The organism is Aulosira sp. FACHB-615, from assembly GCF_014698045.1.
Lineage (GTDB): Bacteria > Cyanobacteriota > Cyanobacteriia > Cyanobacteriales > Nostocaceae > Nostoc_B.
This window is the reverse complement of the sequence record NZ_JACJSE010000048.1, coordinates 1-16,353: the sequence shown is the minus strand read 5'-3', so window position 1 is coordinate 16,353 and position 16,353 is coordinate 1. Positions and strand designations below refer to the sequence as shown.

Here is a 16,353-nt window from a genome sequence, read left to right as displayed (position 1 = left end):
CAATTGCTTGGCTTTTAAAACATATCCGCAGGGTCGGCAGATTGGAGTTTACGAGTAGCGATCGCCCCTGAAATTGCACACATAATAAAAGTGAGAATTATTACTTGTAATCCCCGCATTAAAGTCATATACATTGGCAGATTTGTAGCAGCGCGAGTTAGTTGATAAAGTCCTAAAGACACGACAACTCCCGGAAGAAAACCAAGTAATGCTAAAATTAATGCCTCTTCAAAAATGACACCAAGTAAATAGTAATTGCGGTAGCCAATGGCTTTAAATGTGGCATATTCTCTGATATGAGCATTCACATCAGCAGAAAGAACTTGGTAAACAATAATTACCCCCACTACAAACCCCATTGATACACCCAGACTAAAAATAAACCCAATGGGTGAGTTGGTTCGCCAAAAGTTATTTTCAAACTCAATAAATTCGGCATGAGTTAACACTTTGACATCATCTCTCAAGTGTGATTTCAAAGCCATTGCTACTTGTTTTGGTTCATAGCCAGGTTTGACTTTAATTAAACCCAAACTAATACTACTGGACTGGCGGCGAGGAAATATCCGCAAAAAGTTTTGGTCGCTAGTCATCAAGCTACCATCTGCCCCAAAAGACGCACCAACTTGGAACAATCCACTAATTCTAATTGTGCGTCGTTCCATTTCTGTAGTGAGAATTTTACCTTGATCAATTTGGGCGATCGCTTTTTGATAATCACCTCTTGCACCACGGTCAAATAGTACGTTATCAGGTAAGGCGATGGTTTGTAATTGTTGGTTGACATCGGGTAAATCAAACACCGGCTTATTAGGATTAAACCCAATGACTAACACCCCCGTCTCACGGCGCGTTTGGGGATTCTTCCAAATACTGTTACTGAAATACATTGGTTCGGCTGACTCAACTCCTGGTACATCCATCGCTTGATACAAGCGTCGCCGCGAAAACGAAGACATACTTTGCAAGTTACGGGCTTGAGGACTCAGTAATACAATATCGGCTTTTAAACTGCGATGCAGTCTTGTATTACTGTCATACAATGCCCTCTCAAAGCCAAGCTGCATAAACATCAGCACATCCGCAAAGGCAATACCTGATAATGCTACTAACAGCCGACTTTTTTCATGACTCAGTTGCAGCCATCCCAAAGGTGTGCGTCGCTGAATGTGTTTGATTATTCCCATCATAAATTAAGTGCTGAGTAATAAGAGTTAAGTAATAAATTACCCTCCTGCCTCCTCAAATTTGAATCACCACTTTCACCTGCATATTGCTGAGGGTGGCTGCTTTTTGAGTAGATGTTTTATCGAGTCGGATATGTACTTCTACGATTCGGTTATCAATGTTACTCAGAGGATCAGTATTCACGAGATTTTGTCGCCGCACTTGTAAGCCTTTGCGTTCTACGGTTCCTTGCAATTCAATGGGTAGAAAATCACCAACGATTTGGACTTTTTGTCCTGGGCTGACTTTACCGATATCGCTTTCGTAAACTTCGGCGACGACATACATTTGGCTAGTTTGTCCAATATCCGCAATGCCATCATTACCAATTAATTCCCCTGGCTGGGCGTGAATTTCAATCACTTGACCATCTTGGAGCGATCGCACGTAAGCTTGTTGTAAATTTACCTTAGCCCGATTCATCGCTGCGATGGCGCGGTTGACTTCGGCTTGGGCGGCTTCTACATCGACTTGCGGCACTTCGGTAATTTGGTCTAATGTAGCTGCGGCTTCTTGAAGTTGCTGTTCACTCGCTGCTTGAATGCGTTTTAACTGAGCTTGGGCTTCCTGGAGGCTTTTTTGGGCTGTTTCTAAACTTAAACTTTTGCTATCCCGTTGGGAAACGGAAATTGCACCTTCTTTAAACAGAATTTGATAACGATTGTTTTCAATAACAGCGTTGGCGACTTCGGCTTGTAAGCGGGAAACAGTGGCGACTTGAGCAGCAATATCACCTTGACGTTCGGCTTGGAGGCGGGCAATTTTCGCAGTTTGGGCGGCAATTTCTCCGCGTTTTGCGCCTGTTTTGGTACGATTTAGGTTTGCTTGGGCAACTTTTACTTGTTCTTGTGCTTCTTTATATGCGGCTTCTAAGCGATCGCGATTATCTAAAATGGCAATTATTTGCCCTGCTTTTACCTTATCCCCTTCATTAATTAATAATTGTTCGACTCGACTAACTTCTGTTGATGTCGAGGCGGAGAGTTTTATCAGTTTTCCTTTTGGTTCAATTCGCCCTAAAGCTGTGACTGTTTTGATTTCTGGTAACAGCACAGATGAACTTTGCGCTTTTTGATTAGCAACTTCCCGAAATTTCAACACAGTAAAAATACTGCTGCCAATTACAGTTAAAGATACAATAGTCGCTATCAAAAAAGGTGGACGGAAAATTAACTGACGAGATATCGGTCTGCCTAGCTTTGAGTTCTGCACGATAGCATACCTTTGAAACCATTCCAATTGGTTGATTCAAATTCCGGTGGCAAAATAGAGTTTTGGTAAATGTCATAATCCAGTGATTGGATATTGAAAAGAATATAGAGGTGTAAAATCACACCTACACCCTCATACCCTTACACCCTTATCTATGTAAAACCTGATGTAGATGCTCAACGGTTATTCAAGAACAATGAAGCGGGAAATATAAAACTAAACCGTATAGTTATATAATTAGGATTATACTAAACCGAGTAGTTTAGTCAAGCGATCGCGAAAAAGTATTTACTATTTAAGAGCATTGCTAAACTTACTTCCGAATCAGGTGTTACAGCTACAGGACTTCAGCAGTGAGAGGAAAAATCAAGGGTGTGAGGGAGGGTGTAAGGGTGAAGGGGTGTATGTTAGGACTTACGCAAAAAAACGAAAAAATAAGGTTTTAGTAACGGGTGCAGGGGTATGAGAGTGTAAGGGTGAAAGTATTCAAAACCCTTACACCCCTTCATCCAACCTCCACAGACAATTTTGGTGCGTCAGTCCTGGGCTACAGAAAATCTTGAGAACGATTACAAAATCAGGAATATTGCAACATGGCACGCCCAAAAGCGGGAGAAATAGACCGTTCCAATTCCACAGAAAAAGTCGAAAAGATCCTCCAAGGGGCAATGCAGGAGTTTCTCGCCCACGGCTACGCGGCTACGAGTATGGATAAGGTAGCAGAAGCCGCCAACGTTTCAAAAGCCACGGTATACAGTCATTTTCAAGATAAAGAAGGTTTATTTCGGGCATTAATCGAAAAATTGGCAAGAAAGCGGTTTCATTCAATTTTAGGTACTCAACCCCTCCAAGGGGAACCTTATATTGTGCTGCGGCGGTTAGCCAAAACTGCTTTAGACCAAATGGTGAATGACCAAGAATATCAAGCATTTGAGAGGCTGTTAATGGGAGAGTCGGCGCGTTTCCCAGAATTGGCCCAGGTATTTATTGCGAGTATTGCCAAACCCGCAATTGAGACTATCAGTAAATATTTAGCGTCATGTTCGGAATTAAACATCCCTGACCCAGAAGCCACAGCCAGGATACTCATTGGTTCACTGGTGCATTTTGTGATGACCCAAGAGATTATGCACGGTAAGAATATTATGCCAATGGAGAGCGATCGCTTGATTGATGCCTTAACCCACCTCATTGTTAATTGCGCTGATTAACCGCTTGGATTTTCCATAAACCAAAAACTTGCTTTTTTCCTATATAAATAGGTTCTAGATTATAGTTAACACTCAAATATAGGCGTAAATTTCTTGATGGGTAGAACAAAAATAGATTGTCTTTTACTTGAGAAATGACCAAATTTTGAGGCTGAGTAGTTAGCTGAAAATTCACATCGGCATTGACTATATGAGTTAATCCTAAAATAGAGGGGAATTTAGCATCACTTACTAATAAAGGCTGAGAAGTTTGATTGATCACCTCAGCAACTTGATTTAATCTTAAATTATTTGCCGTACCTTTATTCCACCAAATATCAGCCGAAGAAATAATTACACCAGATATCACCCCACAGGAAATGATAAAAATCGTAATTAATCTCCAGATATTTTGCCATTTTATGCTTTGAATGGCGACTAACTTACTGGCTAAAAGATGGGCAACTGTTAATTGTATTCCTAAAAATGTTGGTATGAGATATCTCACAACTACTGAACGCCTCCCGCCAAAGATAACATCGGGAATTATTAAGCTTATGGCTGTTGTTAAAGTTAAAGTAAATATGAATAACCAAGTAGTTTTAGGCGTTGAACAATAGAGATAGTAAAGTCCATAACCAATCAAAACTATCAAGGCTAACGTAAATGGTATCAACCAAATTATTGTTTTAAATGGTGTATTTTCATTAATAATTACCCAATCAAGAAAAATTCGCGTGATATTTAGCAACCATCTCCCAATGAAGGCGGGTAAACTCGTCGCTTCTGTTATCCAATCTAACCTTTGAATTCTGCCAGAGATTTTACCTTGATAAATAACTATCAGCCAAGGAATAAAAGCGACAATAGCAGCTGTGACAGATAATAAATAAGCAATTAATGACGGAGTTTTTTTGAACCCATTAATACCTAATATATAAATACCATGACCAAGCACCACAAAAATTGAGAATAAAAATGTGTAAAAACTCAAAATTAGGGAAATTGTATAAATAACCCAACTAAGCAATGTTTTTTTTCTTAAAGCTAAGAGAATTGTGTAGTTAGCAATAATAATAGTTAACGTCCATAAACTATATTCTCTAGCTTCCTGAGCATATAATAAATGAAACGGCGATATGGCTATCAGTGAAACAGTTATCCATCTTGTTAAAGATGATGTAAATATTTCTCGGCATAAATAATATACGCTGACTAAAGAAAGCACACTAATAAGGGCAGATAAACTCCTAATTACAGCGACCGAATTACCAAACCAAGCTGACCAAAACCACGCCAAAATATAATACAGTGGTGGATGTTGAGAATCTTCTATAGCCAGCCGCGTAATTGCACTACTGACACCTTGGGCTGGATTTATTTGTTGATATTGTTTTAACATGCCAACATTAACAATTTCACCATGATAAAATTTGTCAACAATTTCTGTACTGGGATGACCAGAAAGCCATAATGAGGTATAAACTTCATCATTCCAATAAACTTTGCCATCAAGGTTAATAAACCGGAAATAAATTCCTAAAAACAAGATAGAAATAACAAGAACTTTTAGCCAGATATATTCTTGTTTGTAATGTAGAAGTTTCATGGTTAGAAAGATGAGAGAGTATTTACCAGGACTTACGCACCAAAATTGTTTGTGGGGATTGGGTGTATGGGTGAAAGGGTATGGGGTGTAAGGGTTTTGAATACTTACACCCTTACACCCTCATACCCCTGCACCCTGTTCTAAAACCTTATTTTTTCGTTTTTTTGCGTAAGTCCTATTTACAAAGTCAGGTTTTAGCTGAATGCACTGCCATAAAACCTAAATTTTACTCATCCGGTCGTCAGTACACTACCGGAGAAATACTCTCTCTGGTTGGATTTCTTCAGCTAACTATTGAAATTAAATTAGAAATAGTGATTTTTTATACATTTTTCTAGATAATTCAGTGCAGAGCAAGTGGTTCTGCTGGTGGAGATGCTGCAATTAACTGTATCTCTAATATTTAATTAACGTGGTGTGCAACTTTCTCTCAAACCTAACCCCTAACCCCTTCCCTACGTTCGCGCAGCGTGTCGCAGACAGGGAAGGGGGGCAAGATTCAAAGCCTCTCTCCTTGCAGGGGAGAGGTTTGGAGAGGGGTTTCAAGAATAAGTTGCACATCGCGTTAATTATGAGCCGTTACCAGCCATAAATGATGTAGGTTGATTCTTGAGGGCTGACGCAAGAAAACGAAAAATTGAGTCTTCAAGGTATTCCAAACCCTTAGACCCATCCCAAGCAACAATCTTCGTGTGTAAGTCCTGGAAGAAGAAAGCACAAATTTTGTGACCTCTATGCCAACAATTTAACCCCCAGATAGATAAAAATTTGTATGCTGAAGTTAACAGGTCTTAATAGTTCTTTTTAAAGATTGTGCAAGAAGATTTTAGATTAATCGTCGATTTAGTATTAGTTTTGGGAGTCGCAGCCTGTGGGGGGTTGTTGGCATCCCTTTTGAGACAACCAGTACTATTGGGGTATCTCATCGGCGGAATGGTTGTCGGGCCTGCGGGGCTAGGACTGATTAAAGAGGTTATTCAAGTAGAAACTTTGGCACAGTTCGGGGTAGCCTTCCTTTTATTTGCCTTGGGTGTGGAGTTTTCTTTTGCTGAATTAAAAAAAGTAAAAGCGATCGCTCTTGGTGGAGGTGGACTACAAATCGCCTTGACAATCTTAGTCACAGTGGTGGTGTGTGGCTTAACGGGTGCTTGGGGCAGTTTACCCGCTAAAGGTGTATTCCTGGGGTCAATTCTTTCTTTATCTTCTACCGCCGTTGTCCTCAAATGCTTGATGGAGCGCAACGAAACAGAAACGCCCCACGGACAGGTAATGCTGGGGATTTTGGTAGTACAGGACTTAGCTTTAGGGCTAATGCTGGCTGTTTTACCTGCGCTGCACGCACCAGCAGAAGTGATTGGTGTAGCTGTACTCACAGCCTTGGTACGGATTGGCTTATTTGCGGCTGGGGCAGTTGTGGCTGGTATTTGGCTGATACCGCCATTGTTGCGAATGTTAGCCCGTACGGAAAGCCGGGAATTATTTTTACTCGGTGTAGTGGCTTTGTGTTTAGGTATTGCCCTACTTACAGAATATTTGGGCTTATCAATTGAAATGGGGGCGTTTGTCGCCGGCTTGATGATTTCTGAGGTGGAATACGCCGACCAAACCTTAACTTATGTAGAACCGCTACGAGATATTTTTGCTAGTTTGTTCTTCGCCGCCATTGGGATGTTGATTGACCCGGTGTTTTTGTGGAACAATCTGGAATTAATTTTAGGGTTAGTGGCGTTGGTGTTTGTGGGCAAGTTTTTGATTATTACGCCCTTAGTGAAACTCTTCCGCTACCCGTTGAAAACAGCTTTAATTGCTGGGTTTGGACTGGCACAAATTGGGGAATTTTCCTTTGTGTTGGCTAGTGAAGGTCAAGCATTAGGGTTGGTATCTCGACGTATATATTTACTCATTTTAGGAACTACAGCCGTTACCCTGATATTGACTCCTTTTGTGCTGCGGCTATTACCATTTTTGTTTAACTTTGCCGAATCGATGCCTTGGCTGAAACCTTATTTAGCAGGAGAAGGTGAAGCCAGAGACGTATCGGAAGAATTACCTGTAAAAGACCATATAGTTGTTTGTGGTTATGGGCGGGTAGGTAAAAATTTGGTGAAGTTATTGCAACAGCATGACTTACCTGTGGTAGTCATTGACCAATCCGAAAGCCGGATTCAGCAGTTACGAGATGCGGGTGTGGCTTATGTTTATGGTAACTGTGTGAGTTTTCACGTTTTGGAAACCGCAGGCGTAAACCATGCGAAAGGAATGGCGATCGCACTTCCTGACCCTATGAGTACTCGTCTGTGTTTAAAACGCGCTTTAGAATTACATCCAGAATTAAATTTGGTTGTTCGCGCCACCCAAGACAAAAATATTGAGGTGCTTTATCAATTAGGGGCGCGGGAAGTTGTTCAACCAGAATTTGAAGCAAGCTTAGAAATGGCAACTTATTTATTAAACGATCTAGGCTTCTCACAATTTATCGTCCAGCGAGAAATGCAGCAAATCCGCAACGATCATTACTTGGATCTGCGCCCAGAACGTTCTGCTTCTGAGGTTTCCCGCGATTTAGACCAAGCAACCCGCGACTTAAATCGGCGCTGGTATCCCTTACCTGCAACTTCACCTCTCATTGGTATGAGTTTAGAAGAAGCGGATATGCGTTACTTAACAGGGGTCAGCTTGATGGCGATTCGCCGCGCTAATGGCACAGAAATCGACTATCCCAACAATCTCACAAAATTAGAGGAAGGCGATCGCTTATTAGTGGTTGGCGAATCAGAAGAACTAGCAGCCTTAGAAGAATTTGCCCAAGGTAAAATAGCTGTTCCCGGAGAAAATAGTGCTTGTCAATGGATAGCAGTCGAGGCTGATTCTCTCGTTGAGAATAAAACCCTGGCTGACTTAAAAAATCACGAAAAACCATTACAAATCCAAGCACTGCGACGAGATGGTAAGTTTATTCGCCGCCCTGATGAAAAAACAGAACTGAAAGTTGGCGACCAAGTATTATTATGTGGTAGCTTACCCAGTCTGAATCAACTACAATCTTTATTCACCACAGCCAACAAAATACCTTTGTCTATCCCCATAGCCAAAGCGAGTGAAGCACAAACCATCAAAGAGTTTCTGTCTTGAAAGTGCTGAGTTTTGAGTGCTGAGTGCTGAGTGCTGAGTGCTGAGTGCTGAGTGCTGAGTAAAAATACTAGCCTCTAACCTCTAGTCTCTAGCCCCTAATTAACCCTTGGGTTGAAGATAGACGATCGCTTGTTTCCAAATAGTTGTTTGCTGGCTGTTTTCATTGGCAATACAAACACAACCGTGGTCTTGCCATAAAATCTTACCTGTCAACAGGTCGCCTGTGACTAGTTTGAACTCAACTACTGCGGCTTGTTTAATCAGGTTCTGCACTTGGCGAATGCTTGGCAGTGACGTATCAAAATCAGTTGTCGCCATGTTTGGTGATGGTTTATGCACAATCGAAAATTTTCTCAGTAAGGAGTTGCAAATTATGAACTATCAGTTATGAAGGACAAAATTTCATATTTCATACCTCATACTTTATACTTCATACTTTCCTAATCATTGATAATTCATCATTGGCAAAATGGCAATTGAATTTACTAAGTATCACGGTCTAGGCAACGACTTCATTTTAATTGACAATCGCGGAGCAGCCACGCCAGTTCTCACACCAGAGAAAGCCGTTGAGTGGTGCGATCGCCACTTTGGTATCGGTGCAGATGGTGTAATTTTCGCCTTACCAGGAAAAAACGGTACTGATTACACCATGCGGATTTTTAATTCTGATGGTTCAGAGCCAGAAATGTGTGGTAATGGGATTCGCTGTTTAGCGGCATTTCTCGCCGATTTAGAAGGTATATCCCGCACTCAAGATAAATATCGCATTCATACCTTGGCGGGGACAATTACACCCCAACTAACACCGGATGGTCAAATCAAGGTGGATATGGGTTTACCACATTTACTAGCTGGCGAAATTCCGACTACCCTGGGTGTGGCTGATGCCAAAGTGATTAATCAACCCCTAGAAGTCGCTGGACAAACTTGGGAAGTAACCTGTGTGAGTATGGGGAATCCCCACTGCATCACTTTTGTGGAAGATGTCGCCGCCATTCCCTTAGAAACCATCGGCCCAAAGTTTGAACATCACCCAGTGTTTCCCCAAAGAACCAACACCGAATTTATTCAAGTGGTAAGTCGTGACTACCTAAAAATGCGGGTATGGGAAAGAGGCGCAGGAATTACATTGGCTTGTGGTACAGGTGCTTGTGCTTCTTTAGTGGCTGGTGTGTTAACTGGAAAATGCGATCGCGCCGCGACTGTAGAATTACCAGGAGGTTGCTTAGAAATTGAATGGTCAGAAATTGACGAACGAATTTATATGACTGGCCCCGCCGAACGAGTGTTTAAGGGTACTGCTTGAAGCAGCCAGAGGAGACTGGGTATGTATGGGGGTGTACTTCGACTGCGGGTTGGTGAGCGTAGTCGAACTACTACCTCCTTCCATACTCAGCACTCAGCACTCAGCACTCAGCACTCAGCACTTTCAACTAGCACTCCTCATTGCTTGGCTACTTTCATAGACAAACTAATCCGTTTTAATTTCTCGTTCACTTCCAAGACTCTCACTTTGACAACTTGTCCCACCTTGACGATTTGTTTGGGATCTTCCACAAATCTATCGGCAAGTTGGGAAATATGTACTAAACCATCTTGATGTACGCCAATATCGACAAATGCACCAAAATTGGCAACATTTGTGACTATTCCTTCTAATTCCATCCCTATTTGTAAATCTCTAATTTCTTTGATGCCTTCTTTAAAGGTGGCATATTTAAATTCGGCGCGGGGGTCTCGTCCTGGTTTTTCGAGTTCGCTGAGAATATCCCGTAATGTCGGTTCACCAATGGTATCGGTGACATATTTTTTCAGATCGAGTTTTTTGAGTTTTTCCGCAATTTGACTGACTTGATTTAATTTAACGTTGAGGTCAGATGCGATCGCTTCTACAACTGAGTAACTTTCAGGATGCACAGCCGTATTATCTAAAGGATGATCACCATTGCGAATCCGCAAAAATCCGGCGGCTTGTTCAAAAGCTTTCGGCCCTAATTTCGGGACTTTCAAAAGTTGGCGGCGATTTTTAAAGGCACCATTTTGATTGCGATAGGTGACAATATTGTTGGCAACTGCGGCTGTAATCCCAGACACAAAAGTTAAAAGTTCTTTAGAAGCTGTATTTAAATCTACACCCACAAAGTTGACGCAGCTTTCTACAGTTTCATCCAGTTTCTTTCTCAACAGCTTCTGATCAACATCGTGCTGATATTGTCCCACACCAATAGATTTGGGATCTATTTTGACTAATTCTGCCAAAGGGTCTTGCAAACGGCGACCAATACTAATTGCACCCCGCACTGTTACATCTAAATCAGGAAATTCTTCTAACGCTACTTTGCTGGCAGAATATATTGATGCACCAGATTCATTCACCATTACTTTAATTGGTTGATGGTCGAGAGTTTGTAATACTTGGATGACAAACTCATCAGTTTCCCGCGAAGCTGTCCCGTTACCAATCGCAATTAGCTCAATTTGATATTTTTCAAGCAAATTTTTAATTGTTTGTGCTGCTTTTGTGCGTTGTTCTGCTGCTTGGTGGGGGAAAACTGCCTGATACTCTAAAAATTTGCCTGTTTCATCTAAAACAGCTACTTTACATCCAGTTCTAAATCCCGGATCTATCGCTAAAGTCGGTTTCATCCCCGCCGGTGCAGACAGCAATAACTCCCGCAAATTAGCCTCAAAGGTTTTGATCGATTCTATGTCTGCATAATCTTTTTTGGTAGAAATTACTTCTGCCGTCAGAGAGGTTTTCATCAGCCGGTTAAACGCATCTTTCAGCATCGTCTGATAAAAATCTCGAATATCTCTGACTTTGGTGCGAATTACTTGAGATTCGAGATAACCAAGCACATAATCTTCATCAAAATTAATATCAAAGCTTAATATTCCCTCCGCTTCACCCCGACACAATGCCAACATATTGTGGGGAGCAATATTTTTGACTTTGATTTGATAATTGCGGTACATCTCAAATTTAGTTGTACCTTCAGGATGATCATCTTTAATCCGAGAAACAAAAACTCCAGCCTCTAGGAGATAATCACGCAAATAAGCACGCAGTTCTGCTGTTTCGGCGACTGCTTCAGCAAGGATGTCGGCTGCACCTTTTAGCGCCTCATCTGCGGTTTTTACACCTTTCTCTTCAGAAATATACTTGCTTGCTTCTGCTGCTAAAGATGCAGCTACACCATTTTTAATATTGAGAGATTGAATAAACTCAGCTAAAGGTTCTAATCCTTTTTCTTTGGCAATGGTGGCACGGGTGCGGCGCTTTGGTCGATATGGTAAGTATAAATCCTCAAGTTCTGTTTTTTGTTGACAAGAGATAATTTGCGCTTTTAACTCATCAGTGAGTTTACCTTGTTCGGCGATCGCATTTAAAATTACAGATTTTCTTGCCTCTAATTCTGTTAAGTAATTGTACTTATCAAACAAATCGCGCAATTGCACTTCATTCATTTCACCAGTGCGCTCTTTGCGGTACCGTGCAATAAACGGAATCGTTGCACCCTCCGCCAAAAGTTCCAGCGCGTTCTGCACCTGATAAGGTTTAAGCTCTAGTTCAGCTGCTAAGAGTTGAGGAATGTTCAGCATTGGGTATCTAAGGGAAAAACGTTACTTCTAAAGGTAATATCCTAGATAGATATTATAGTGACAGCACTGAGTGTTAAACTTATTTACTAGACAATTACGGAATCTTGATTTGCTGACTGTTTCTTTATTTAGAGTATTGTGAAGAAAACATCTTTAGATGTAAGATTGACAGCAATCATTATGAATAAAACTTTAAATTAAAATTTCTTAATCCTTGGCATCTTAAATTTTAGGAGAAGAATTGCAATGCCTTTGATTTTTTTAATCCCTTTATTCACTGGTTTAGCAACTGGTTACTTATCAAAAAAATGTAGCGATGAACTAGCTTACTTAACTGGCGTGTTTACTATTATCAGCCTAGTAGTCAGTCTAGTCTTAGCACCTTGGCAAATCCAGCTATTACTGTTGGTAGTTGTATTTGTCAGCACTAATAAACTTTTACGAGATAACGATAAAAATTATACGCAGGTCAGTAAGAAATAAGTAGAAATCGTTAAGTAATCGGAAGATGCGATCGCTACTAGGTTCATTGATGTTTGCATAGATGTTTTATGTATACATCAAGAGTATAGTCTGCGATCGCTTTCTACAACAGCAACATTCAACTTTACAAAAAAAATTAATTAATCCTTGGCTAACTGCAAACTACGATTTACGTGGGACGCAATCACTTTATTACAGTATGCAGAGAATTTAACGCCTAAATTTTCTCTGCTTTGTTAACTGTTACTAACCACACCCAGTATATTCAACGGTAAAATCCTTAAATAATCTAAAGCTTGCTCTATCACAGAAGCATCCGTTTTACCTACCCTCACCACCATCAAAACCCCATCTGTATAAGGTGACAGTACACTAACATCAGACAGCCCAAAAAAGTGAGGCGCATCATAAATAACTAAATCATAATCATCCTGAAAATCTGCCATTAATTGCTTCATTTTTTCAGAAGCCAGTAATTTAATTGGATCATCAGGTGCGGGGCCAGCCGTGATCAAAGATAATTGCTCCATAGAAGGTAATTTATGAATGACTTCACTGACTGGTAAATTTGTGGATAGTAGACTACTTAATCCCCATAAATTCTTTAAATTAGCTAGGTTGTGAACCATCGGTTGGCGAAGGTTGGCATCTACTAGTAGTACTCGTAGCCCCATTGCTGTAGCTGTTTGAGCTAGATAAAAAGCAACGATGGATTTTCCATCACCAGGCGTAACTGAACTAACAACCAAAGAACGTACTTGAGAATCAGGTTTAATTTGTTGAATATTTGTATATAGGAATCTTAACGCATCTAAAAATTCAGTTGAATAACTGCTATATTCCTGAGCAATTGAAATATCTGTATCTTGACTACCTTCTAGTAAAGAATTAAATATCTTAATCGGAAAAAACTTTGATTTGGAAGTTCGAGATTGAAGGGCTTTAACTTCATTATCAAAAGGCACATTTCCCAATAAGGGAAAATTGATTTTCTTTTTCAGCTTGATCACACTATGGTAAGAGTTATCTATTTTTTCTAGTAATAAAGCAACTCCAATACCTGCTGCTAGACTTATAAAAAAGCCTATAATTAAATTTCTGACTCGACTAGAAGCAGTTACAAGTGATGGCTGAAGAGGCGGTTGGATTAACTGCCATCCTAATTCTGTTTGAGATATTTGAATTTCCAAATTCTCGCGGGTTGATAGAAAACGATTCAAACTCTCATTCGCAAACTGTAATTTGCGTTGTATCTCCGTATATCTCCGTGCTAAAATTGGCACTTGCTTACGTTGTTGTGCTACCTGTGTTTCGAGTTTGGCAATTTCGTTGCTTTGTAAATCCAAAGATTGAAGCTGAGTTTTTAACTCGGCTTCTCTTACGCTTAAAAAGCGTTGTCCTTCTTGTTGCAATACTGGTATCAAACTATCTCTTTTTTCTTTCAGAGTTTGCAGTTTTGGGTTAGCATCTTGCAAAATGGTTGACTCTGTAGCAATTTGGGAGTTTAACTCCGTTACCTGATCTAAAAGTTTTTGATATAAAGAAGCAGTATTGAGTACTGTTGTTTTTCCATTGTCTGACTGGAGATGACTTAATTGATTACGGACTTGTGTCAACTGTAGATTAATATTCTGCCGCGCCTCAGCTAGAGAATTAGCTTGTTTATCCAGCAAATCTCCTTGATTATCTGGATTGTTAAAATTGTATCTTTGACGAAAAATTTGCAGTTCTTGTTGAATTTGATTAACTCGGCTTTGTATTGATGGCAACTGTTTATCAATAAATTGCAGCCCTTGACGCAATTTGGTTTGTCGTCTTTTTTGGCTATATTCTATATAGTCTTTTGAAATTACATCTAATATTGCTTTAACTTGATTTGGGTCTTCCGCTCGATAGCGAACGTCTATAATCTTGGTTTCACCTAACCGATTAATCGTCAACGCTTGTAGCAAAGATTTATAAGTGAGATTTGGATAAGAAACTCGCAACTGCTCAAGAATATTAGTCATCAATTCAGGACTTTTGAGGACTAATATTTGGCTATCGTAGTCGAGGGTTGAAGTTTTAGGATTATTATCTTGAACAATATTTACTGGTTCATTATCATTGTTAATCGGTTCCACTAACATTAAAAAGTTACTTTCATATTCTCTTGGCTGCTTACTGAGCATGACATTCACAACCACAAAAGTCATGACAGCCATCGATACTCCCACTATAACTAGCGATCGCCGTTTTAATACGTTGAGCCAGTCCTTGATACTAAAATTTTCTTCTTCTTCTTCACCCCAGTTAACAGGCATTGCTTGTGGTTGCGGTGATAATGGCTTATATTTGCCATTTTGTTCAGCGTTTAAGCTGGGATATGATTGTTCACTCATTTTCGTCACTTAAATTATGTTTTAATTATTTTTAAGAATAATGATGAACATTGCAGTATAATATTGTTTCTGTCTCTGTAACACACATAAGTAAATCTGTGTTCACCATTAATTATTTAGTAGTTAGCTATTGAATCATAGATAAATACTTGTCCAAATAAAAAAGTAGTGTATTATACGTTTTGCTTTGATCAGTATTGTGGTAATCGATAAAATCCCATATAGAGTATCTACACAGATTCTAATTGATACAACACATCTGTATTATAAAGATTTAATTATTCTATATGTAGATACCTTGATACGCGCGTAACTCAGAGATTAGCTCAACATCAATTACTCTGATTCCGAGACAAAATATTTGGACGGTACTGAAGGGATAAGCTTTACATCAATTGCCTCCCCATCACTGGTACGATGACGAAGCAAATTAAGTACTACCACAATTTCAATAATAAATAAGTTCATATAGGAATACGGTTTGATTCCTGAATCTAGTTGTGTGGTGCGCGTTCGCAAAGCGTCTCGCAGAGAAGCGAAGCGCAAGCACGATACGTAGGGAGTAGGGAATGGGGAGTAGGGAGTAGGAAAGAAGCCTGCTCTGGGTGTACTGATTTTTTTCCCAAATCAAATATGAGTCCTAAAGTCTGGTTTGAATCGCTAACACTCAACTAGTCACCCCAATGTTAATTATACTACTAAGGGGTTTAGGCTGTATAATCAACCTCCCTACAGAATCAACTATTTACCTGCTACTTAAGCTGGTTTGGTAGCTATTTTTGGATTCTGTAATATTTACTTCATATAAAGTTTAATACAAAGCTAAAACAGCCTTTTATGAAGAAACATCTGAAAAATCTTCTGAGAAAATGAACTTTCTATGAAGGATACCAGTTACCTTTAAAACATGGTATCTTATATTTCGTGATCACACTTACGTAAACTAAAGATATTTGGATTTCAATTAGGAGGAAAACCAATACTTAAGAGAAATTTATTAAGTAGTAAAAGTAAGTAATTACAAGAAAAAGCAAAAAATCATAAAAGAGGGTGACATCCATTTAATTATTGTAAGATTGCATACTTTTTAAGAAGTAGTAGTATATTGAAAAATAGTGGTGATTTTTATGTAGCTTAAAACAGCTAACAAATGAAATAGTAGTCACTTTCACATAGTAGAATGCTTGACTGGCGATCAACATAAATCCTTTATCTGGCAAATAGTGACGGTTATTCTTGCTTTTTATTGCTTCTATGTGTTCCCAATTTCGAGAAAAGTATTGAACTCAGAACTATAGCTAGATAGCCTAAATAAACTAAAAAATATTAGGTGAATCACAGAGGATACTAGTTGCAAATCAAAGATCCTCTATGAACCTGGAAAAAAATCATCAGTCAATCAATACCGTAGCCAATTTACGAGGGTTCAACACCTGTAGAAACGGGATGAATACGTCCTAAAGAAGTAAGCTTGGCAAAAATCTGACTTAATAAAATAGGCTCAGGCATTTCA

At 39.6% G+C, this 16,353-nt stretch carries 10 protein-coding genes; 4 read left to right on the top strand and 6 right to left on the bottom strand.

Going from position 1 to position 16,353, the window contains the following annotated elements:
* Positions 1-14: 14 nt before the first annotated feature.
* Together devC and H6G77_RS32910 are read right to left on the bottom strand one after the other, a co-directional pair.
* Positions 15-1,190, bottom strand: a complete 1,176-nt coding sequence (gene devC / locus H6G77_RS32915; protein ID WP_396019788.1) for an ABC transporter permease DevC — start codon at positions 1,188-1,190, stop codon at positions 15-17.
* A 52-nt stretch (positions 1,191-1,242) separates the two neighbouring features.
* Positions 1,243-2,439, bottom strand: a complete 1,197-nt coding sequence (locus H6G77_RS32910; RefSeq protein WP_190873815.1) for an efflux RND transporter periplasmic adaptor subunit — start codon at positions 2,437-2,439, stop codon at positions 1,243-1,245.
* Positions 2,440-3,032: 593 nt separating this feature from the next.
* Between H6G77_RS32910 and H6G77_RS32905 the strand changes: the two genes are divergently transcribed.
* A complete protein-coding gene (locus H6G77_RS32905) occupies positions 3,033-3,650 on the top strand; it encodes a TetR/AcrR family transcriptional regulator (RefSeq protein WP_190588203.1) in 618 nt (205 codons plus the stop codon).
* On the opposite strand, the gene H6G77_RS32900 is transcribed toward H6G77_RS32905, so the two are convergent.
* Positions 3,634-5,238 (bottom strand): glycosyltransferase family 39 protein, encoded by a 1,605-nt coding sequence (locus H6G77_RS32900; protein WP_190588202.1) that lies wholly within the window; start codon positions 5,236-5,238, stop codon positions 3,634-3,636. The genes H6G77_RS32905 and H6G77_RS32900 overlap by 17 nt on opposite strands.
* A gap of 813 nt (positions 5,239-6,051) precedes the next feature.
* Between H6G77_RS32900 and H6G77_RS32895 the strand changes: the two genes are divergently transcribed.
* The gene (locus H6G77_RS32895) at positions 6,052-8,370 is read left to right on the top strand and encodes a cation:proton antiporter (protein WP_190873814.1); all 2,319 of its coding nucleotides are present in this window, start codon (positions 6,052-6,054) and stop codon (positions 8,368-8,370) included.
* Positions 8,371-8,469: 99 nt separating this feature from the next.
* Here H6G77_RS32895 and H6G77_RS32890 read toward each other — a convergent pair whose 3' ends face one another.
* Positions 8,470-8,688 carry an Hfq-related RNA-binding protein gene (locus tag H6G77_RS32890; protein ID WP_190588200.1) on the bottom strand — a complete coding sequence of 73 codons (219 nt, stop codon included), beginning with the start codon at positions 8,686-8,688 and terminating at the stop codon, positions 8,470-8,472.
* Positions 8,689-8,839: 151 nt separating this feature from the next.
* On the opposite strand from H6G77_RS32890, the gene dapF reads away from it, so the two are divergent.
* Positions 8,840-9,679: a diaminopimelate epimerase gene (gene dapF / locus H6G77_RS32885; protein WP_190588199.1), complete on the top strand. Its 840-nt coding sequence runs from the start codon at positions 8,840-8,842 to the stop codon at positions 9,677-9,679.
* A 137-nt stretch (positions 9,680-9,816) separates the two neighbouring features.
* Here the strand turns inward: dapF and H6G77_RS32880 are convergent, their stop codons facing one another.
* On the bottom strand, positions 9,817-11,976 hold the full coding sequence (locus H6G77_RS32880; RefSeq protein WP_190873813.1) for a Tex family protein: 2,160 nt from the start codon (positions 11,974-11,976) through the stop codon (positions 9,817-9,819).
* A 246-nt stretch (positions 11,977-12,222) separates the two neighbouring features.
* On the opposite strand from H6G77_RS32880, the gene H6G77_RS32875 reads away from it, so the two are divergent.
* A complete protein-coding gene (locus tag H6G77_RS32875) occupies positions 12,223-12,459 on the top strand; it encodes a hypothetical protein (protein WP_190588197.1) in 237 nt (78 codons plus the stop codon).
* Positions 12,460-12,695: 236 nt separating this feature from the next.
* Here H6G77_RS32875 and H6G77_RS32870 read toward each other — a convergent pair whose 3' ends face one another.
* Positions 12,696-14,840 (bottom strand): polysaccharide biosynthesis tyrosine autokinase, encoded by a 2,145-nt coding sequence (locus H6G77_RS32870; protein ID WP_190873812.1) that lies wholly within the window; start codon positions 14,838-14,840, stop codon positions 12,696-12,698.
* Positions 14,841-16,353 lie beyond the last annotated feature (1,513 nt).

Coding starts and splice junctions, on each gene's coding strand:
- H6G77_RS32900 (WP_190588202.1), bottom strand. CDS start 5,238: ATGAAACTTCTACATTACAAACAAGAATATATCTGGCTAAAAGTTCTT.
- H6G77_RS32880 (WP_190873813.1), bottom strand. CDS start 11,976: ATGCTGAACATTCCTCAACTCTTAGCAGCTGAACTAGAGCTTAAACCT.
- H6G77_RS32905 (WP_190588203.1), top strand. CDS start 3,033: ATGGCACGCCCAAAAGCGGGAGAAATAGACCGTTCCAATTCCACAGAA.
- H6G77_RS32875 (WP_190588197.1), top strand. CDS start 12,223: ATGCCTTTGATTTTTTTAATCCCTTTATTCACTGGTTTAGCAACTGGT.
- H6G77_RS32870 (WP_190873812.1), bottom strand. CDS start 14,840: ATGAGTGAACAATCATATCCCAGCTTAAACGCTGAACAAAATGGCAAA.
- H6G77_RS32890 (WP_190588200.1), bottom strand. CDS start 8,688: ATGGCGACAACTGATTTTGATACGTCACTGCCAAGCATTCGCCAAGTG.
- dapF (WP_190588199.1), top strand. CDS start 8,840: ATGGCAATTGAATTTACTAAGTATCACGGTCTAGGCAACGACTTCATT.
- devC (WP_396019788.1), bottom strand. CDS start 1,190: ATGATGGGAATAATCAAACACATTCAGCGACGCACACCTTTGGGATGG.